This window comes from Synergistales bacterium (genome assembly GCA_021736445.1).
Classification (GTDB): domain Bacteria; phylum Synergistota; class Synergistia; order Synergistales; family Aminiphilaceae; genus JAIPGA01.
In genome coordinates, this window is record JAIPGA010000048.1 from 1 (window position 1) to 18,106 (window position 18,106).

Annotated in this window: 36 protein-coding genes; all 36 read right to left on the reverse strand. The window is 62.5% G+C overall.

All coding sequences use genetic code 11. From position 1 onward, the window contains the following. Positions 1-745, reverse strand: a 745-nt coding sequence (locus tag K9L28_07800) for an energy-coupling factor transporter transmembrane protein EcfT (GenBank protein ID MCF7936227.1), incomplete at its 3' end; no start/stop codon positions are given. Continuing rightward, positions 742-1,590 (reverse strand): ATP-binding cassette domain-containing protein, encoded by an 849-nt coding sequence (locus tag K9L28_07805; protein MCF7936228.1) that lies wholly within the window; start codon positions 1,588-1,590, stop codon positions 742-744. The genes K9L28_07805 and K9L28_07800, both read right to left, overlap by 4 nt. Next, positions 1,575-2,402, reverse strand: coding sequence for an ATP-binding cassette domain-containing protein (locus K9L28_07810; protein ID MCF7936229.1), 828 nt, complete (start codon positions 2,400-2,402; stop codon positions 1,575-1,577). The genes K9L28_07805 and K9L28_07810 overlap by 16 nt, the downstream gene beginning before the upstream one ends. Before the next feature lie 3 nt (positions 2,403-2,405). Further along, positions 2,406-2,747 (reverse strand): 50S ribosomal protein L17, encoded by a 342-nt coding sequence (gene rplQ / locus K9L28_07815; GenBank protein ID MCF7936230.1) that lies wholly within the window; start codon positions 2,745-2,747, stop codon positions 2,406-2,408. Positions 2,748-2,798: 51 nt separating this feature from the next. Then, entirely contained in the window at positions 2,799-3,884 is a 1,086-nt protein-coding gene (locus tag K9L28_07820) for a DNA-directed RNA polymerase subunit alpha (GenBank protein ID MCF7936231.1), read from the reverse strand. A gap of 11 nt (positions 3,885-3,895) precedes the next feature. Then, positions 3,896-4,522: a 30S ribosomal protein S4 gene (gene rpsD / locus K9L28_07825; protein ID MCF7936232.1), complete on the reverse strand. Its 627-nt coding sequence runs from the start codon at positions 4,520-4,522 to the stop codon at positions 3,896-3,898. Between the two features lie 23 nt (positions 4,523-4,545). Then, the gene (gene rpsK / locus K9L28_07830; GenBank protein ID MCF7936233.1) at positions 4,546-4,938 is read right to left on the reverse strand and encodes a 30S ribosomal protein S11; all 393 of its coding nucleotides are present in this window, start codon (positions 4,936-4,938) and stop codon (positions 4,546-4,548) included. A gap of 36 nt (positions 4,939-4,974) precedes the next feature. Then, positions 4,975-5,343: a 30S ribosomal protein S13 gene (rpsM, locus tag K9L28_07835; GenBank protein ID MCF7936234.1), complete on the reverse strand. Its 369-nt coding sequence runs from the start codon at positions 5,341-5,343 to the stop codon at positions 4,975-4,977. Between the two features lie 6 nt (positions 5,344-5,349). Continuing rightward, complete coding sequence (gene rpmJ / locus K9L28_07840) at positions 5,350-5,475, reverse strand: 50S ribosomal protein L36 (GenBank protein MCF7936235.1); 126 nt, start codon at positions 5,473-5,475, stop codon at positions 5,350-5,352. An 89-nt stretch (positions 5,476-5,564) separates the two neighbouring features. Further along, positions 5,565-5,783: a translation initiation factor IF-1 gene (gene infA / locus K9L28_07845; GenBank protein MCF7936236.1), complete on the reverse strand. Its 219-nt coding sequence runs from the start codon at positions 5,781-5,783 to the stop codon at positions 5,565-5,567. Further along, entirely contained in the window at positions 5,770-6,108 is a 339-nt protein-coding gene (locus K9L28_07850; protein MCF7936237.1) for a KOW domain-containing RNA-binding protein, read from the reverse strand. Before K9L28_07850 ends, infA begins: the two co-directional genes overlap by 14 nt. After that, on the reverse strand, positions 6,096-6,869 hold the full coding sequence (map, locus tag K9L28_07855; protein ID MCF7936238.1) for a type I methionyl aminopeptidase: 774 nt from the start codon (positions 6,867-6,869) through the stop codon (positions 6,096-6,098). The genes K9L28_07850 and map overlap by 13 nt, the downstream gene beginning before the upstream one ends. A gap of 5 nt (positions 6,870-6,874) precedes the next feature. Next, positions 6,875-7,513: an adenylate kinase gene (locus K9L28_07860; protein MCF7936239.1), complete on the reverse strand. Its 639-nt coding sequence runs from the start codon at positions 7,511-7,513 to the stop codon at positions 6,875-6,877. A 13-nt stretch (positions 7,514-7,526) separates the two neighbouring features. Next, entirely contained in the window at positions 7,527-8,819 is a 1,293-nt protein-coding gene (secY, locus tag K9L28_07865; GenBank protein ID MCF7936240.1) for a preprotein translocase subunit SecY, read from the reverse strand. Further along, entirely contained in the window at positions 8,820-9,266 is a 447-nt protein-coding gene (gene rplO / locus K9L28_07870; protein MCF7936241.1) for a 50S ribosomal protein L15, read from the reverse strand. Between the two features lie 20 nt (positions 9,267-9,286). Next, positions 9,287-9,472 (reverse strand): 50S ribosomal protein L30, encoded by a 186-nt coding sequence (gene rpmD / locus K9L28_07875; protein MCF7936242.1) that lies wholly within the window; start codon positions 9,470-9,472, stop codon positions 9,287-9,289. Then, entirely contained in the window at positions 9,465-9,989 is a 525-nt protein-coding gene (gene rpsE, locus K9L28_07880; protein ID MCF7936243.1) for a 30S ribosomal protein S5, read from the reverse strand. The genes rpmD and rpsE overlap by 8 nt, the downstream gene beginning before the upstream one ends. A gap of 16 nt (positions 9,990-10,005) precedes the next feature. Further along, positions 10,006-10,347, reverse strand: coding sequence for a 50S ribosomal protein L18 (gene rplR, locus K9L28_07885; protein ID MCF7936244.1), 342 nt, complete (start codon positions 10,345-10,347; stop codon positions 10,006-10,008). A gap of 43 nt (positions 10,348-10,390) precedes the next feature. Further along, positions 10,391-10,930, reverse strand: a complete 540-nt coding sequence (gene rplF, locus K9L28_07890) for a 50S ribosomal protein L6 (GenBank protein ID MCF7936245.1) — start codon at positions 10,928-10,930, stop codon at positions 10,391-10,393. Between the two features lie 12 nt (positions 10,931-10,942). Continuing rightward, positions 10,943-11,347 (reverse strand): 30S ribosomal protein S8, encoded by a 405-nt coding sequence (gene rpsH / locus K9L28_07895; protein ID MCF7936246.1) that lies wholly within the window; start codon positions 11,345-11,347, stop codon positions 10,943-10,945. 29 nt (positions 11,348-11,376) lie between these two features. After that, on the reverse strand, positions 11,377-11,562 hold the full coding sequence (locus K9L28_07900; protein ID MCF7936247.1) for a type Z 30S ribosomal protein S14: 186 nt from the start codon (positions 11,560-11,562) through the stop codon (positions 11,377-11,379). A gap of 13 nt (positions 11,563-11,575) precedes the next feature. After that, positions 11,576-12,118, reverse strand: a complete 543-nt coding sequence (rplE, locus tag K9L28_07905) for a 50S ribosomal protein L5 (GenBank protein MCF7936248.1) — start codon at positions 12,116-12,118, stop codon at positions 11,576-11,578. A 17-nt stretch (positions 12,119-12,135) separates the two neighbouring features. After that, positions 12,136-12,459, reverse strand: a complete 324-nt coding sequence (rplX, locus tag K9L28_07910; GenBank protein MCF7936249.1) for a 50S ribosomal protein L24 — start codon at positions 12,457-12,459, stop codon at positions 12,136-12,138. A gap of 12 nt (positions 12,460-12,471) precedes the next feature. Continuing rightward, positions 12,472-12,840: a 50S ribosomal protein L14 gene (gene rplN, locus K9L28_07915; protein MCF7936250.1), complete on the reverse strand. Its 369-nt coding sequence runs from the start codon at positions 12,838-12,840 to the stop codon at positions 12,472-12,474. 3 nt (positions 12,841-12,843) lie between these two features. Continuing rightward, positions 12,844-13,134 carry a 30S ribosomal protein S17 gene (gene rpsQ, locus K9L28_07920; GenBank protein ID MCF7936251.1) on the reverse strand — a complete coding sequence of 97 codons (291 nt, stop codon included), beginning with the start codon at positions 13,132-13,134 and terminating at the stop codon, positions 12,844-12,846. A gap of 6 nt (positions 13,135-13,140) precedes the next feature. Beyond that, positions 13,141-13,356 (reverse strand): 50S ribosomal protein L29, encoded by a 216-nt coding sequence (gene rpmC, locus K9L28_07925; protein ID MCF7936252.1) that lies wholly within the window; start codon positions 13,354-13,356, stop codon positions 13,141-13,143. Between the two features lie 2 nt (positions 13,357-13,358). Further along, positions 13,359-13,781, reverse strand: coding sequence for a 50S ribosomal protein L16 (gene rplP / locus K9L28_07930; GenBank protein MCF7936253.1), 423 nt, complete (start codon positions 13,779-13,781; stop codon positions 13,359-13,361). Positions 13,782-13,786: 5 nt separating this feature from the next. Next, a complete protein-coding gene (gene rpsC, locus K9L28_07935) occupies positions 13,787-14,461 on the reverse strand; it encodes a 30S ribosomal protein S3 (protein ID MCF7936254.1) in 675 nt (224 codons plus the stop codon). Positions 14,462-14,475: 14 nt separating this feature from the next. Next, positions 14,476-14,808 (reverse strand): 50S ribosomal protein L22, encoded by a 333-nt coding sequence (gene rplV, locus K9L28_07940; protein MCF7936255.1) that lies wholly within the window; start codon positions 14,806-14,808, stop codon positions 14,476-14,478. Between the two features lie 20 nt (positions 14,809-14,828). After that, positions 14,829-15,110, reverse strand: coding sequence for a 30S ribosomal protein S19 (gene rpsS / locus K9L28_07945; GenBank protein ID MCF7936256.1), 282 nt, complete (start codon positions 15,108-15,110; stop codon positions 14,829-14,831). A gap of 24 nt (positions 15,111-15,134) precedes the next feature. Continuing rightward, the gene (gene rplB / locus K9L28_07950) at positions 15,135-15,965 is read right to left on the reverse strand and encodes a 50S ribosomal protein L2 (GenBank protein MCF7936257.1); all 831 of its coding nucleotides are present in this window, start codon (positions 15,963-15,965) and stop codon (positions 15,135-15,137) included. Between the two features lie 15 nt (positions 15,966-15,980). After that, on the reverse strand, positions 15,981-16,277 hold the full coding sequence (gene rplW, locus K9L28_07955) for a 50S ribosomal protein L23 (GenBank protein ID MCF7936258.1): 297 nt from the start codon (positions 16,275-16,277) through the stop codon (positions 15,981-15,983). Then, entirely contained in the window at positions 16,274-16,900 is a 627-nt protein-coding gene (gene rplD / locus K9L28_07960; protein MCF7936259.1) for a 50S ribosomal protein L4, read from the reverse strand. Before rplD ends, rplW begins: the two co-directional genes overlap by 4 nt. After that, on the reverse strand, positions 16,900-17,544 hold the full coding sequence (rplC, locus tag K9L28_07965; GenBank protein MCF7936260.1) for a 50S ribosomal protein L3: 645 nt from the start codon (positions 17,542-17,544) through the stop codon (positions 16,900-16,902). The genes rplD and rplC overlap by 1 nt, the downstream gene beginning before the upstream one ends. 36 nt (positions 17,545-17,580) lie before the next feature. Continuing rightward, a complete protein-coding gene (gene rpsJ, locus K9L28_07970) occupies positions 17,581-17,886 on the reverse strand; it encodes a 30S ribosomal protein S10 (GenBank protein MCF7936261.1) in 306 nt (101 codons plus the stop codon). 17 nt (positions 17,887-17,903) lie between these two features. Continuing rightward, the coding region (gene tuf / locus K9L28_07975; GenBank protein MCF7936262.1) for an elongation factor Tu at positions 17,904-18,106 on the reverse strand (203 nt) is incomplete at its 5' end.

Genomic DNA, 18,106 nt, shown 5'->3' on the forward strand with positions numbered 1-18,106 from the left:
GGCTGTCCCGCCGCTGCCACCGGAGCGGTCTGAGGCGTGTCCGGCCGGTTCCGCCGCGGTAGCAGCGGGCCTCCATGGCGGTGGCCAGCTCCTCGGCGCGCTGGAAGACGATGACAAAGAGCGGCACCAGTACGGGGATGAAGGCCTTGACCCGCCGGAAGAGCCCTCCCCGGTCGAGGTCGGCGCCCCGGGCCAGCTGGGCTTTCATGATACGGTCGGTCTCGTCGAGCAGGGTGGGGATGAAACGCAGGGCGATGGTCATCATCATGGCCATCTCGTGGGCGGGGAAGCCCAGCGGCACCAGCGGCGCGAAGAGCTTCTCCAGGCCGTCGGCGAGCTCCATGGGCGCGGTGGTGAGGGTCAGCAGCCCGGCGAAGAGCACCAGCATCAGAAGCCGCACGGCCATGCGGACGGCGGCGACGGCGCCCTCCTCGGTGACGCGCAGGATGCCCCAGCTCCAGAGCAGCTCGCCCTCCGTAAAGAACAGATGGATCAGCGCGGTGAAGACAATGAGGATCAACACGGGCCGTGCGCCGCGCAGCACAAGGCCGGGCGAAAGCTGTGAGGCATAGGTGACCGCCAGCAGAAGGCCGCCCCAGGCGAGGAAGCTCACCGGGTGCTGCACGGTGAAGACGCCGGTCATCAGGAGCACCGCCGCCAGGATCTTGCACCGGGGGTCCAGGGCGTGCACCAGGGAGTCGGCCGGGACGTACTGGCCCAGGGTCAGGTGGTTCAGGAATTTCATGAGGCCCTCCCCCGCACCAGCGCCCGGGCGAGCTGTTCGGGGTCGAGGGTGAGGGGCACGGGGAACCCCCGCTGGTGGAGACAGCTGGAGACAGCCAGCACCGGCGGCATGACAAGCCCTTCGGGGGGATCGGTCTGCATGCGCTCCATCACATCGCGGGCGCTGCCGGAGAAGGAGAGCCGTCCGCCTGCAAGGATATGGAGCACGCTGCAGCGCGAGAGGGCCACCTCCAGGTCGTGGGTGATGTGGATCAGCCCGGTGCCCTCCTCCACAAGGCTGCCCAGCAGGTTGAGGAGCGACCGCTTCCCGGTGCCGTCGAGGCCGGCGGTGGGTTCGTCGAGCACGATGTACCCGGGATCGGCGGCCAGCACGGAGGCGATAGCTACACGCCGCTTCTGTCCGCCCGAGAGGAAGAAGGGGCTCCGCCGCTCAATCGTTGCGGGGAGCTCGAGCATCGCCATGGAACGGCGGACCAGCTCCCTGATCCGGCTCTCGGGCACCTTCCAGTTGCGGGGTGCGAAGGCGATCTCGTCGTAGACGGTTTCGGCGAAGAGCTGCTGCTCGGGATACTGAAAGACCAGTCCCACCTTGCGCCGCACCTCCCGGAGCTTTTTGCGGTTCCGCCGCAGGGAGATGCCGTCCACCACCACGTCGCCGCCGCCCTCCTCGGGGACGAGCAGGCCGTTGAGGTACTGGGCCAGGGTGGACTTGCCGCTTCCGGTGTGGCCCACCACGGCCGCCCAGGCGCCCGCCCCGAAGGAGAGGGAGACGCCGTCCAGCGCCTGCTTCCGCAGCGGGGTGCCGGGATGGTAGGTATGGGAGAGCCCGGTTACCTCGATGGACATAGCGCCTCCAGGATCTCCACTGAAGCGGGGTGGACCGACGCGTCGAGCATGCCCTGCCGCTGGAGCTCCCGCCAGAGGCGGACCACCGGCGGAAGCTCCAGCCCCCATTCCAGCTCCGGTTTGGAGAGCAGGTCCAGCGTGGGGCCCTGCCAGGCAATGCGCCCGCCGTCCAGGACGCAGGCCTCGGTGCAGTAGGCGATCTCCTCCAGCCGGTGGGTGATATGCACCACTGTCATCCCCCGACGGTGGAGGGAGCGGATGACCTCCAGCAGATGGGCCCGGCCCTGGGGATCCAGCATGGTGGTGGCCTCGTCGAGGATCAGGCACTGGGGCATGATGGCCAGTGCGCCGGCAACGGCGAGACGCTGCTTCTGGCCTCCCGAGAGGGCGTAGGTGGGCGAGGTCTCGAGACCCTTGAGCCCCGTCTCCTCCAGCGCCCAGGCGACACGCTCCCCGATCTCCGCCGTGGGCAGGCCGAGGTTCTCGGGCCCGAAGGCCACGTCCTGTTCCACCGTGGCGCCGACGATCTGGTTCTCGGGGTTCTGGAAGACCATGGCGACACGGCGGGAGGCCTCCAGGGCTCCCTCGTCCTCCGCCGTGTCGCAGCCGCACACAGAGCAAGAGCCCTGCGTTGGTGTCAGCAGGGCTTTGATGATCCTGGCCAGGGTAGACTTTCCGGAACCGTTGTTGCCCAGAAGGGCGAACCAGCTTCCCCGCCGGATGGTGAGGCTTACGCCGTCGATTGCTGGTGTGTCACTCCCCGAATAGGTAAAGGAGACCTCACGGAGAGCGCACACCGCCTCCTCAGGCATCGGTTATTCCACAAGCTCCAGGATGGCCATGGGTGCCGCGTCCCCTTTGCGGGAACCGAGCTTCACGATCCGGGTGTAGCCGCCGGGCCGGTTGGCGTAGCGCGGTGCGAGCTCGTTGAAGAGGATGTTCATGGCGTCCTTATGGGGCATCTTGGCCCGGACCATACGCCGATCGTGGATGCTTCCCCCTTTGGCGCGGGTGATCAGCTTCTCGGCGAAGCGCCGCACCTCTCCGGCGCGGCTCTGGGTGGTGCGGATGGTGCCGTGTTCAAAGAGTTCCGAGGCGAGGTTGGCGAGCAGCGATTTGCGGTGGCTGCCGTATCGCCCCAGTTTTTTGTGGTCCATTCGGTGTCTCACAGGGTTGTCCCCCCTTGTCCGTTCGGTATTCTGCCGGGGTCACTCGGCTTGGGATTCCTCGTCGCTCTCCTGCTGCTGCTGCTGTCGTTGCTGTTTCTTCCTGGATTCGCTCCCGGCCGGACGGAGCGTGTACCCGAAGGCTTCGAGCTTCTCTTCGATCTCCCGCAGCGAGATCTTGCCGAGATTGCGGATCTTGAGCAGCTCGTCGCGGGAGCGGCCCACCAGATCGCCTACGGTATGGACGCCGCCCCGGAGCAGACAGTTCTCGCTCCGTATGGACAGCTCCAGATCCCGCACGGGACGACTGAGGAAGGCATCGTCCCTGATCTCGGGGCGGGCCGCGCCGCGGCCCTGCTCCTGCCCTTCCGGCGCCTCATCCGAGCCCTCCGCCGCGGCTTCCTCCTCGGGGGGTTCCGGCTCGGCGCTGAGCTCGTCCGCCGTCTGGGTGAAGTACCCCTTCAGGATCCTCGCCGCCTTCCCGACGGCTTCGGCGGGGTCGGTGACGGCGTTGGTGACGACGTTGAGTTTCAGCCGGTCATAGTCGGTGCGCTGCCCGACCCGGGCGTTCTCGATCTCGTAGTTCACGCGGTAGATCGGCGAGAAGATGGCGTCGATCATCAGCGCGTCCACCGGCAGATAGGGCGGTTTCTCCCTGTCCACCGTGGCGTAGCCTGTTCCCCGCTCGATAAAGAGGTCCATGGCGAGGTGCGTGCCCTCGGCAATGGTGCAGAGATATGCATCGGGGTCGGGGAACTCCACCTCGCTGTCGGCCTGGATGTCGCCGGCGGTGACCTGGCCCGGACCGTCGATCTCGATGCGCAGGATGCGCACCTCCTCGCTGTGGCACCGCACGGGGACATGTTTCATGTTCAGAAGAAGCTCGATCACGTCTTCCCGAACACCGGGGATGGTGCTGTATTCGTGCAGCACGCCTTCGATGCGGACTGCCGTAATGGCCGCCCCGCCGATGGAGGAGAGCAGCACCCGACGCAGAGCGTTGCCCAGCGTAACGCCGTAGCCGCGCTCCAGGGGTTCGAAGACGACCGTCGCCGATCGGGGGGTACTCTCTTCGACCCTGATTTGTGGCTGCACATGTGTCACCGTCTCCCCCCACCTTTCTGTCATGTTTGGGCTCCTTATCTGGCGTAGTACTCGACAACCAGCTGCTCGTTCACCGGAGAATCGATCTGTTCCCGGGTTGGCAGCGAGTTGACCTGGACCTCCATACGCTCGCTGTCCAGTTCGAGCCAGCCGGGGATAGCGCGCGAGGCGGCCACCTCGACGTTCTCCTTGAGGAACGGTACGTTGCGGCTTTTCTCGGCGATGGCCACCTTCTGTCCCGCTTTGACGAGGAAGCTGGGGATGTTCACCTTTTTCCCGTCGACGGTGACATGGCCGTGGACCACGACCTGCCGCGCCTGGCTGCGGCTGACGCAAAGGCCGGCGCGGTAGACCACGTTGTCCAGCCGGCTCTCCAGGGTCTGGAGAAAGTTGTGGCCGCTCTGGCCGCTCATCTTGAGAGCCCGGGCGTAGAAACGGCGGAACTGGGACTCCGTCATGCCGTAGAAGCGGCGGAGTTTCTGCTTCTCACGCAGCCGGAGGCCATATTCGCTGACCTTCTTTCTCCGCGTGCCGTGCTCGCCGGGGCGGGCGCTCCGCTTGGACAGGGCGCATTTCTCGGTGTAACAGCGGTCGCCCTTGAGAAAGAGCTTGGTGCCCTCGGCCCGGCAGAGTTTGCACACGGATCCTGTATATCTGCTCATTGCACAACTCCTTTCATTTTCCGCTACACGCGGCGGCGCTTGGGGGGCCTGCAGCCGTTGTGGGGGATCGGCGTCTCGTCGCTGATGGCGTTCACCTGGATCCCCGCTGCCTGCAGCGCCCGGATCGCCGATTCGCGTCCGGGGCCGGGGCCGACGACCACCACGTCGAGTTCGGCCACACCGTGGTCCTGGGCCACCTTCGCCGTCGTCTGGGCCGCCATCTGCGCGGCGAAGGGTGTGGACTTCCGGGTTCCCTTGAAGCCCACGTTGCCTCCGGAGGACCAGGAGAGGGTGTTCCCCTGCCGGTCACTGATGCTGACGATGGTGTTATTGAATGTGGAGTGGATATGGGCCACCCCGTAGCTTACGTGCTTTCTCTCTTTGCGCTTTCCTCTGCGCTGTCTGCGTTTGGCCAACTGTGCGTTCCCTCCTCAGGCCGGAATTCTTCCGGGCTATTTCTTCTTTGCGGCGATCGCCTTGCGCGGTCCCTTGCGGGTGCGGGCGTTGGTCTTGGTCCGCTGGCCACGTACGGGGAGGCCGTGGCGGTGCCGCTGGCCTCTGTAGCAGCCGATCTCGATCAGCCGTTTGATGTTGCCGGTGATATCACGGCGCAGATCGCCTTCCACCATATAGTTGTTCTCGATTTCCGTCCGGAGGCTCTGGGCTTCCTGGTCGGTGAGATCCTTGGTCCGTGTACTGGGATCGATCCCGGTCGCTTCGAGGATCCGGCCGGCGCTGCTCGGCCCGATGCCGAAGATATAGGTGAGCGCCACCTCGATCCGCTTCTCCCGGGGGATGTCCACACCACTGATCCGTGCCATTCCTGCCTACCTCCTTGCACCCTGACGCTGTTTATGGCGAGGGTTCCGTTTGCAGAGTACTCGTACGACGCCGTTCCGCCGGATCACCTGACAGGACTCGCAGATCGGCTTTACCGAAGGGCGTACCTTCATTACTCCTCACCTTCCTTGTCTGCTGTTTGCGCCAAAGCCCTTTGCGGGCTCCGTTCCGCTGTAGCGGCGGCGTTGCCGCCGCGTTCCGTCTATCTGTATCGATACACGATGCGACCGCGTGTGAGATCATAGGGTGACAATTGTAACAGAACGCGGTCACCGGGCAATATCCGTATGAAGTGCATCCGCATCTTCCCGGAAACGTGGGCCAGTATCTTGTACCCATTGTCCAGCTCCACCCGAAACATTGCGTTGGGAAGGGGCTCCACCACCTTGCCGCGTACTTCCACTACATCATCTTTGGCCATTATTCTCCCTTTCACCTACCCTTGTCTTGGTCTGTTCTTCCTCCAGGTCGTTCAGAAAGTCGCGCACAGTTCTGTTCACGGTCTCGTCGCGCTCCTTCTGCAGAACCGCCTCGGCCTGGGGAAGGACACGTTGGATAGGTTGCAGGTGCCTCGGATTCTTCGGTTTGGGGTGTCCCACAGGGCGGCGTCTGCCATCGGTAACCCGGATGCGCTCGTTCTCTGCAGAAGCCAGAACCACGTAGAGGCGGCCCCGGTCCTTCCCGGCGGTGGATCGCACTGCCAGGCCCGGCTGGAGCCCGGGATCGTCATCCCTTATTCCTCCCATGGTGTAAGCACCTCTGCTCCACCACTCCCGATCACAACCGACTTCTCAAAGTGCGCTGCCTCCGACCCGTCGGCGGTGACAACGGTCCACATGTCGGCGAGGGTCTTCACTTCCTCCTCGCCGGCCATGACCATGGGCTCGATGGCGATGGTCATGTTGTTCTTCAGGGTGACGCCGCTGCCGCGCCTGCCGAAGTTCGGCACCTGGGGCGGTTCGTGGAGCCGCCTGCCGATGCCGTGGCCGGCGTAGTTCCGCACCAGGCCGAAGCCCTCGGGCAACACGGTGCTCTCCACTGTGTAGCCGATGTCCCCGACGGTCACCCCGTCCTTGAGCATGGCCACGGCGTTGTTGAGGGACCGGTGGGTCACCTCCAGGAGCCGCCGCCGCAGCGGGGTCACCTCGCCGACGGGGTAACTCATGGCGGCGTCGCCGTAGAAGCCATCCAGGAGCACCCCGACGTCGACGCTGAGGAGATCGCCCTCCTGGAGAACCCTGTCGGCCGAGGGGATGCCGTGGACGACCTCCTCGTTGAGGGACGCGCATATGGTTCCGGGGAAAGCGGTGGGAACGCCGGGGATCCTGTATCCCTTGAACGCCGGCGCGCCGCCGGCCTTCCGGATGAGGTCCTCGGCGTCCCGGTCAAGCTGGAGCGTGTTCACACCGGGGGCCACCCTGTCCCGAATCATCTTCAGGACATCGGCGACAACCTGCCCGGAGCGCCGCATCTTTTCAAGGTCACGTTCCTTTTTGATCGAGATCATTGCCATCAAACCGAACTGGAGAGGACGCGGAGAGCCGTGTCCTTGGGCCCGGAAGCGTCGATCTCCCGCAGCAGGCCCCTGTTCCGGTAGTAGGCGACCAGGGGTTCCGTCTGCCTGCGGTAGACGTCGAGCCGCTGCCGCACCACATCCTCCCGATCGTCATCCCGCTGGATGAGCGTTCCGCCGCACCTGTCGCAGACGCCTTCGCGCTCTGGCGGGCTCATGACGACGTGGTAGACGGCGCCGCAGTCCTTGCAGACCCTCCGGCCGCTGAGCCGCTCCACCACCACCTGGTCGCTGACGTCGAAGAGGATGGCGGCGTCGAGCGCAATCCCCAGCTCCTCCAGGAGGCTGTCCAGCGCTTCGGCCTGGGGGACGGTGCGGGGGAAGCCGTCGAGGATGAATCCTTCGCTGCAGTCTTCCTCGGTCAGGCGTCCCCGCATCATCTCGACGATCAGCTCGTCGGGGACGAGCTCTCCGGCATCCATGTACTGCCTGGCCTTCTGTCCGAGCTCGGTACCGCTTTTGACGTTGGAGCGCAGGATGTCGCCGGTGGAGATATGGGCGATACGGTAATGCTCCGTCACAACGGCGGCCTGGGTTCCCTTTCCCGCTCCCGGTGGTCCTAGAAATACGAGACGCATGGTATCCCCTTCCCTACATCCGGAGCAATCCACCGGATTTGTCCCGGCGTTTCAGTATGCCCTCGTAGTGCCGCATGAGCAGCTGGGCTTCGATCTGGTGGACCGTGTCCAGCGCAACACCGACAACGATGAGGATCGCCGTTCCGCCGAAATAGAAGCTCTGCACATTGACCGCCCGGGTCATGATCGTCGGCACCAGCGCCACCACGGCCAGAAAGACGGAACCGCCCAGGGTGATCCGTCCCATGACGCGTTCGATGTACTCCGATGTGGGCCTGCCGGGGCGGATGCCCAGGATGAACCCGCCGTGCTTTTTCATGTTGTTCGCCACGTCGACGGGATTGAAGACCACAGCCGTATAGAAGTAGGAGAAGAAGATGATCAGTCCTACATAGAGCACGAGATAGAGCGGTGCCCCCGGGGCGATCAGGTTTTGCAGCGTCACGGCCCATCCGCCGGTGAAGAAGCGCAGCAGCGTGTAGGGGAAGAGCAGCACCGAGGAGGCGAAGATGATGGGGATAACCCCGGCCTGGTTGACCTTCAGCGGTATGAATGTGCTCTGCCCGCCGTAGACCTTGTTGCCCACCACGCGCTTGGCGTACTGCACCGGAAGCCGTCGCTGTCCCTCCTGGAGCAGCACACAGCCTGCGATGACGACAATCATCAGGATAATGGCCACCACCAGGGAGAGGATGTTGATATCCCCGCCCTGCACCATGTTCCAGGTTCGGAGGATGGCCTCGGGGATCCGCGCGACGATACCGGAGAAGATCAACAGCGATATCCCGTTGCCGATCCCGTGGTCGGAGATCTCTTCACCGAGCCACATCACGGCGATGGCACCTGCAACGATGGTGACGACCACCACGACGGCCGACATGAGATCGCCGGAGAAGATCCCCAGGTTCCTCAGCCAGAAGGTCATTCCCACCGCCTGAACGGTAGCGAAAAAGACGGTTCCGTAACGGGTGTAGGCGACGATCTTCTTGCGTCCCTCTTCCCCCTGCTTCTGGATGCGCTCCAGGGCGGGGACGACCACCACAAGGAGCTGCATGACGATGCTGGAGTTGATGTAGGGGGCGACGCCCAGGGCGAAGAGGCTGAATCGGCGCAGCGCGCCTCCCGCAAAGAGGTCGAGAAATCCGAGGATGCCTCCCTGCTCGAAGAGCTCCTGCATGGCCTGGGCGTCGATCCCCGGTGTGGGGATATGGGCGCCCAGGCGGAAGACAAAGAGCACGGCCAGGGTGAAGAGGATCCGCCGTTTGAGATCGGGCAGTTTGAAGGCATCGCGGAAGGAATCCAGCACTTAGACCACCTCGGCTTTCCCGTTCGCTTCCTTGATCTTTGCTGCTGCGCTTGCGCTGAACGTTCCTGCCTTCACGGTGAGGCTCTTGCTCAGTTCGCCGTCTCCGAGGACCTTGACAGGCAACTTGGCGTTTTTAATCATCCCGGCCTTGCGGAGCGTCTCGGTGTCGACGACGGCGCCCTCATCAAAGGCCTTCTCCAGCTGATCGATGTTGACGATCTGGTAGTGCCGGGCATAGCGTGCGTTGTTGAATCCACGCTTGGGGATACGTCGTTCCAGGGGCATCTGTCCGCCCTCAAAGCCGAGGCGTACACCTCCGCCGGCACGGGACTTCTGGCCCTTGTGGCCTTTGCCGCTTGTCTTGCCCTTGCCGGTGCCGATGCCCTGCCCGAGACGCTTCTTCCTGCGGGTGCGTCCCGATCCCGGTGTCAGATCATGCAACTGCATCTCGTCCACCTCCTCTGCGTCTAGTCCGCGGCTTCGTCGACATCCACCAGGTGGGCGACACGGTGCACCATGCCGCGCATCTGGGGATTGTCGTCATGTACGACGGTCTGATGGAGCCGCCGGAGGCCAAGGGCTGCGATGGTGTCCTTCTGCCTCTTCGGGCGGCCGATGGCGCTCCGCTTCCATGTGATATGGAGTTTAGGCATTGCTCTGGACCTCCCGCTTCTCAGGGAGTTCCTTGCCCCGGAGCCGGTACACCTCTTCAGGGGTACGGAGGCCCCGAATGCCCGTCAGTGTGGCATAGGCCACGTTGACGGGATTGGAGGTGTGGCCCACCACCTTGGTCAGCACGTCGTTGACGCCGCCGAGCTCCATGATGGCCCGGACCACCGCTCCCGCGATAACACCTGTTCCCGGTGCGGCCGGTTTGAGCATCACCTTGGCGGCTCCGTACTCGCCCTGGATCGGGTGGGGCAGTGTCTTGCCTACCTTCTTGATGTCGATCAGCTGTTTTTTGGCCGTATCAATGCCCTTGCGTATGGCTTCGGAGATCTCCTTCGCCTTGCCGATGCCTACGCCTACCCTGCTTTCGCCGTCGCCGACGACGACGAGGACACTGAATTTGAAACGCTTTCCGCCTTTGACAACCTTGCTGACGCGGTTGATGGAGACAACGCGTTCCTGAAATTCCGTGTCTCTGGCACTGGAACCCTTGTGTGCCATTGTCTGCATGCCCTCCTTAGAATTTCAATCCGGCTTCACGGGCGGCGTCGGCCAGGGCTTTGACCCGGCCGTGGTAGAGATGCCCGCCGCGGTCGAAAACCACGGCGGCGATGCCCTTTTCCTGCGCCCGTTCCGCTATCGCCTTGCCGACCTCCCGGGCGGCGTTGACGTCCGCCGTCTTCTCAAGCCGGTTCCGCATCTCCCGTTCGTCGGAGGAAGCGGCGGCCATGGTATTGCCCGCTTCGTCGTCGATTACCTGGGCCACAATGTGCTTGTGACTGCGGAATACGGACAGTCGGGGGCGCGCCGGTGTGCCCGAGATATTCCGTCTGATCCGCTGGTGCCGGATCTTGCGCATTTCGTTACGGCTCTGTTTTCCTGCCACGTCTGGTCACCTCTCGCTACTGCGCACCGGCTTTGCCGGCCTTGATCTGCACATATTCCCCTGCGTACCGCACGCCCTTGCCCTTGTAGGGCTCGGGGGGACGCAACCCGCGGATGTTCGCCGCCACCTGACCGACCTTCTGCCGGTCGATGCCGCGGACGAAGATCTTGGTGGGGCCGTCCGTCGCCAGTTCGATACCCTCCGGCGGGTCGAAGTTGATGGGGTTGGAGTAGCCCAGGTTCAGAACCAGGGTTGCGCCCTGGGTCTGCGCCCGGTAGCCAACGCCTTTGATCTCCAGGGCTTTCTCAAAGCCCTGGCTGACACCGTGGACCATGTTGGCGATGGTGGCCCGCACCATGCCGTGGTCCGTCCTGCTCTGCTTGTCGTCCCCGTGACGCTCCACAGAGAGGGTCTGTTCGTCCTGTGTGACGGACACCGTCTCCGGGATATTGAAGGAGAGCTCCCCCTTCTTACCCTTCACCGTGATGTCCTGTCCCTCCATGGAGATGGTCACTGCTTCCGGCACGGGGATCGGTCTGCGTCCGATTCGAGACACTCGATTCACCCCCTACCAGATATAGCACATGACTTCGCCGCCGAGGTTCCTTGCCCGTGCTTCCTCGTCGGTGCAGAGTCCTTTGGACGTAGAGACGACGGCGATGCCAAGTCCGCCCATGACCTTGGGCAGATCCTTTGCCTTGGAGTAGACCCTGCGACCGGGCTTGCTGGCCCGCTGGAGGTCCTGGATGATCTTCTCCTTGCCGGCTCCATAGCGCATGAAGATTCGAAGGATCTGGTAGGGCTTCTTGGGTGCGTTGATCACCTTGAAGTTCTTGATGTAGCCCTCTTCCTTCAGGATTTTGGCGATATTGACACGCAACCGGCTCACCGGCATCTCCACGATCTCGTGGTAGACGGTGTTGGCGTTCCTGATCCGGGTGATCATGTCGGCTACTGGATCATTGACGTACATAGCTCTGCCTCCCTCGCTGCGGTCTCAAACTACCAGCTGGACTTGACAACGCCGGGGACCTTCCCCTCGCGAGCCAGTTTCCTGAAACAGCAGCGGCACATATTGAATTTCCGCATATAGGCCTTGGGCCGTCCGCAGATAGGACAGCGGTTATACTTCCGCACCCCGAACTTCGGCTCCTGTGTGGCCTTGTTCATGATCGCTTTCCGTGCCATTGGCTGCCCTCCTCTATTTTCTGAAAGGGAACCCCATTTCGCTCAACAGCGAATAGGCCTCTTCATCGTTCGTTGCCGTGGTGGCGATGGAGATGTTCATCCCACGCACGCTGATCACCTTGTCGTAGTCGATCTCGGGAAAGATCAGCTGCTCCTTGACGCCGAGGTTGTAGTTGCCCCGACCGTCGAAGCCTTTCCGCGAGATGCCCTGAAAGTCCTTGATCCTGGGCAGTGCCAGGCTCACCAGTCTGTCGAGAAACTCCCACATCCTGGCGCCGCGGAGGGTGGTGCAACAGCCCACCGGCATCCCCTGGCGGACCTTGAACCCTGCCACGGAGCGCTTCGCCCGTTTCATCAGGGGCTTCTGCCCGGTTATGGTGGACAGCTCCTCTATCGCTGCGTTCATGAATTTCATGTCCTGCTTGGCATCCCCGACGCCCACGTTCACCACGGTCTTGACCACCCGCGGTACCTCCATGACGTTGGAGTAGCCAAACTGCTGCAGCAAACGGGGAACGATGTCCTCTTTATATTTCTGTTGCAGTCGTGGAACCATTATGCATTCCTCCCCGTTTACACCTGATCGATGATCTCGCCGCACTTCTTGCAGACCCGGACCTTCTGGCCGCTGTCCAGGAAGCCCCGGGCGACGCGGGTGGGATCCCCGCAGGACGGACAGACCAGCATGACCTTGTCGGCATAGAGGGGCGCCTCCTGATGCATGATGCCCCCCTGCGGGTTCTGCTGCGTCGGACGGGCGTGCCTGGTCGCCATGTTGACGCCCTCGACCACCACGGTGTTCTTCCCGGGATCGCGGCGCAGCACCTTGCCTTCCACGCCTTTGTATTTGCCGGAGCGTACCTTCACGCGGTCGCCCCGTTTGATGCGCATCTTCATGATCGATCCTCCCTAGACAACCTCGGGAGCCAGCGAGACGATCCGCATGTACCGTTTTTCGCGTAATTCCCTGGCTACGGGCCCAAAGATGCGGGTGCCCTTGGGATCTCCCAGATTATCGATGATAACGGCGGCGTTGTCGTCGAAGCGAACGTAGCTGCCGTCGGCCCGGCGGACCTCCTTGCTGGTCCGGACAATGACCGCCCGGACCACGGAGCCTTTCTCCGTATTGCTGTTGGGAATGGCTTCCTTGACCGAACCGACGATGACGTCGCCCACGCTGGCTACCTTCCTTCCGCTTCCCCCAAGCACCTGGATGCACATGAGCTTCCGGGCGCCGGAGTTGTCAGCGACATTCAATACCGTGCGCAGCTGAATCATAGCCTAGGCCTCCCCAGCTTGCTGTGCCCTGAGGACAGGGGCCCGCTCGATGATCTCCACAACCGCCCAGCGCTTGCTCCGGCTCATCGGCCGCGTTTCGCCGATCCGCACCCGGTCGCCCTGCCTGCAGTCGTTTTCTTCGTCGTGAACTTTGTATTTCTTGGCCTTGATGACGGGCTTGCCGTAGAGAGAATGCTTGTTCATCCGGTCGACCCGGACCACTACGGTTTTGTCCATTTTATCGCTCACGACGACGCCCACCCGGGACTTTCTACGTGGGGTGTGCTGTTCCATCGTCATTTACCTCCTCACCGGGGAGCGTCCCGAGCCGATTTCCTTTTCGCGCATGATGGTCAGCACCCGGGCTATGCTCCGTTTTACGTCCTTGATCCGTGCCGTATTGCCAAGCTGTCCGATGGCATGCTGGAATCTCAGGTTAAAAAGCTCCTCTTTGAACTGCTGGTGCTTATCCCAGAGCTCTTCAATCGTCAGTTCATGCATGTCCTTTGCTTTCATCACTATTCACCACCCAGTCCCTCGCGGGCGACCATTCGCACCTTGATGGGAAACTTGTGGGCCGCGGTCACGAAGGCGGCTTCTGCTACGTGCCGGGGGACCCCGGCAATCTCAAAGAGCATGCGACCCCGCTTGACGGGGGCCACCCAGTATTCGGGGTTTCCCTTGCCCTTCCCCATCCGCGTTTCCAGCGGTTTCTTGGTAAAGGGGAAGTCGGGGAAGACCCGGATCCAGATCTTGCCACCCTTGCGCATCCTCCGGGATATGGCGATACGCGCCGCTTCGATCTGCCGGGCCGTGATCCAGGCTCCTTCGAGGGCCTGCAGTCCGTAGTCGCCGAAATCCACCGTTGTTCCGCCTTTGGAGACCCCCCGCAGCGGCGACCTGTGAGGCTTGCGGTATTTGATACGTTTCGGACTCAGCATCAGTCCTACCCCCTCTTTTCCTCACCCGCGGCGGCCTTGCTCTTCGCCGCACCGGGGAGCACGTCACCCTTGTAGATCCACACCTTCACGCCGATGGTGCCGTACATGGTCTTCGCCTCGGCGAATCCGTAGTCGATGTCGGCACGCATGGTGGAAAGGGGCAGCTGACCTTCAAGGTACCACTCGGTGCGCGCGATCTCCGCTCCACCGAGCCTGCCGGAGCACTGGATCTTGACGCCCTTGGAACCTGAGCGCATGGAGCGGAAGACGGACTGCTTCATGGCCCTGCGGAAGCTGACCCGGCGCTCCAGCGCGGAGGCCACGCCTTCGGCAACCACCTGGGCGTCGCGGTCGGGGTGTTTGATCTCCTGCACGTTGATCATCACCCGCGTACCGGTGAGCTTCTGCAGCTCGTCGCGGACGGCCTGGATCTCGGAACCGCCCTTGCCGATGACTACACCAGGCCGTGCGGTCCAAATCGTAAAGCGCAGGACATTCCCGATGCGCTCGATTTCGATCTTGGAGATTCCGGCGTGCTTCCAGCGGTCTTTGACCCACTTCCGCAGCTCGATATCCTGGTGCAGCTGTCTGCTGTACTCCTTGCCTTCGGCGAACCAGCGGGAATGCCAATCCCGGATGACGCCTATTCTGAATCCTTCAGGATGTACTTTCTGACCCAACCTGCATCCCTCCCTTACTCTTCCGCCACCACGACGGTGATGTGGCTTGTCCTGTGGCGATAGGGATGGGCGCGTCCCATGGATACGGGGCGGAAGCGCCGCATGCTGGGTCCCATGTCTGCCACCGCCTTTACGACGACAAGCTTGTCTATATCCAACCCAAGATTGTGATCTGCATTGGCAACCGCGCTCTGGAGGACCTTCTCGACGATCTTGGCCGCCTTTTTCTGCGTAAAACGCAGTGATTTGAATGCCTCCTCGACGCTTTTCCCGCGGACCAGGGGCATAATCTGCCGCACCTTGGTCGGGGAAATGCGCACTTGCCTTGCCACGGCTCGTGCTTCCATAAGGCTACCTCCTCAAAGGCCTAGCGGACACGGGATGTTCGTTCCTGACCGGCGTGACCGCCGAATCTTCGTGTCGGAGCGAACTCTCCCAGCTTGTGTCCCACCATGTTTTCGCTGATATAGATAGGGATATGGGTCTTTCCGTTGTGTACCGCGATCGTGTGTCCCACCATCTCGGGAACGATCATCGAACGACGGGACCATGTCTTGAGGACGCGTTTCTTGCCGCCCGAATTCATCCGCTCCACCTTCTTCATCAGGTGGTCGTCCACAAAGGGACCTTTCTTCAATGAACGAGGCATGCTGTCTTCCTCTCCCCCTTCGCTCTACTTCTTCTTCCGGCGCCGGCGCACAATGTGCTTGTCGGAGGCCTTCTTCTTGCGGGTAGCGTAGCCTTTGGCCGGCGTCCCCCAGGGGGAAACGGGGTGCTTGTTTCCCTTTGTCTTGCCTTCACCGCCACCCAGGGGGTGGTCCACGGGATTCATCACCATGCCGCGCACGTGGGGCCGCCTGCCGAGCCAGCGGCTCTTGCCCGCCTTGCCGGCGACGGCGTTCTCGTGCTCCAGATTGCCCACCTGGCCGATGGTGGCCATGCAGTCCTGGATCACCAGACGCAGCTCGCCGCTGGGCATCCGGATGTAGGCGTACTTGCCCTCCTTGGCGGTGAGCTGGGCCTGTGCGCCGGCGGAACGCGCCATCACACCGCCCACGCCGGGCTGCATCTCGATGTTGTGCACGTAGGTGCCCACCGGGATATCACGCAGCCGTTTGGCGTTGCCGGGCTTGATATCGGCCTTCTGTCCCGCCTGGATGGTGTCGCCCACGGATATCCCTGCCGGTGCCAGGATGTAGCGCTTCTCGCCGTCCACATAGTGGATCAGTGCGAGCCGGGCCGAACGGTTGGGATCGTACTCGATGGCCGCGACCTTCCCCGGGACATCCAGCTTGTTCCGTTTGAAATCCACGTTTCTGTACAGCCGCTTGTTGCCCCCACCACGGTGCCGCATGGTGATGCGTCCCTTGTTGTTCCGGCCCCCGCGCTTATGGAGCGAGGTCACCAGCGAGCGTTCGGGACGCTGCTTGGTGATCTCGTCGTAGGCGGAGGTGGTCATGAACCTGCGGCCAGGTGACTGGGGCTTGTATTTCCTCATTGCCACTGTAGGAATCCCCCTTTACACCGAAGCGCCTTCGAAGAACTCGATGCGCTCGCCTTCCGCCAGCGACACAATAGCCTTCTTCCACGAACGGGATTTGCCGATGTAGACACCCATGCGCTTCGGCTTCGGACGCACCTTGACGGTGTTGACCTTTTCCACCTTCACGTTGAAGAGATCTTCGATGGCCTTGCGGATCTCCACCTTGTTGGCTCGACGGTCCACCTCGAAGGTGTATTTGTTGTGCTCCATGTGCCGGCTGCTCTTTTCGGTGATCACCGGCCGGATAATGACATCCTGGGGTAGTTTGCTCATTGCGCAAACACCTCCTCGACCTTCCGGGCCGCCGCCTCGGTCATGACGAGGTGACGGGCGTTCAAGATGTCGTAGACATTGAGACTGTCCACGTGGATCGCCCTGGCTCCGGGGATGTTGCTCACCGACTTGTAGAACCGCCCGTCGCTCTCGTGCAGAACGATCAGCGGTTTGTCCGCGGCGTTCACATTCTCCAGAAAGGCGAGCATGCTCTTGGTCTTCGGCGCTTCCAGCTCGGGCTTGTCGAAGACCAGCATCTGCTCCTCCCGGGTCTTGACGGAGAGCGCGCTCCGCATGGCCAGGCGGCGCATCTTCTTGTTGACCTTCTGCCGGTAGTTCCGGGGATGCGGCCCGTGGGCCACACCGCCGCCGACCCACACGGGCGAACGGGAGCTTCCGGCGCGGGCTCTTCCGGTGTGCTTCTGGCGCCAGGGTTTTCTGCCGCCGCCGCGGACGTCGCCGCGGTTTTTGGTGTTGGCGGTGCCCACCCGCCGGTTCGCCTGCTGCGCCACGACGACCTGATGCATGGCCGGCACGTGGACCGGGGCGTCGAAGACCGCGTCCGCGAGATGCTCTTCGCCGATGAGTTCGCCCTGGAAGTTGTAGCGTTTCACGTTAGCCATTAGTCCCGGCCTCCCTGCTTCTCACTCTTGTGAATGACCACAAGGCCATTGCGTGCGCCGGGTACCGAACCTTTGATCAGCAGCAGGTTGTTCTCCCCATCGACCTTCTTGACAACGAGGTTCTTCACGGTGACCTTCTCGTCGCCCATCTGTCCGGGCATCTTCTGTCCTTTGAAGATATGTGCCGGATAGCTGCCTGCACCGATGGAGCCTACCTTGCGGTGGACCTTCGATGCACCGTGGCTGTCCGGTCCGCCGCTGAAATTGTGCCGTTTCATGACTCCGGCGAAGCCCTTTCCTTTGCTGGTGCCGGAGACATGGACGACGTCGCCCTCCTCGAAGATGTCGGCGTTCACGACCTGACCGGCTTCGTAGCCGGAGACGTCGTCAAGGCGCATCTCCCTGAGGTGTTTGGTAACGGGTACCCCGGCTTTCCCGAAATGCCCCTTTTCGGGTTTGTTCACCCGGTGTTCCTTCTTCTCATCGAACCCGAGCTGCAGTGCGCTGTAGCCGTCGCGGTCGGGGATCTTCACGGACACAATGGGGCACGGCCCGGCCTCGACGACGGTCACCGGCACCGAGGCGCCGTTCTCGTCGAATATTCTGGTCATTCCCAGCTTCTTGCCCAGTATTCCCATACTCATGGGAGTTCCATCTCTCCTTTCAGCTCAGAGCTCCCCCTACAGTTTGATCTGGATGTCGACTCCAGAGGGGAGGTTCAGCTGCATAAGCGCGTCCATTGTCTTCTGTGTCGGGTCGAGAATGTCGACCAGGCGCTTATGAGTCCGAATCTCAAACTGCTCCCGCGCATCCTTGTCCTTATGCGGAGACTTGAGAACGGTGTATTTGTTGATCTCAGTGGGAAGGGGAATGGGGCCTGCAAGGCGGGCCCCGCTCCGCTCCGCCGTCTCCGCGATCTGCACCGCGGAAGCATCAAGCACTCTATGGTCAAATGCCTTGAGCTTGATGCGTATCTTCTTTGCCATCTCTCGCGCCTCCGAACCTATTCGATAATCTCGGTGACAACACCGGCGCCGACGGTCCGGCCGCCTTCACGAACGGCGAAACGCAGGCCTTCTTCCATGGCCACCGGCACGATCAGGTTCACCTCAAACTGCGAGTTGTCGCCGGGCATGACCATCTCCACGCCTTCCGGAAGCTTGATGTCGCCGGTCACGTCGGTGGTCCGGAAATAGAACTGCGGCT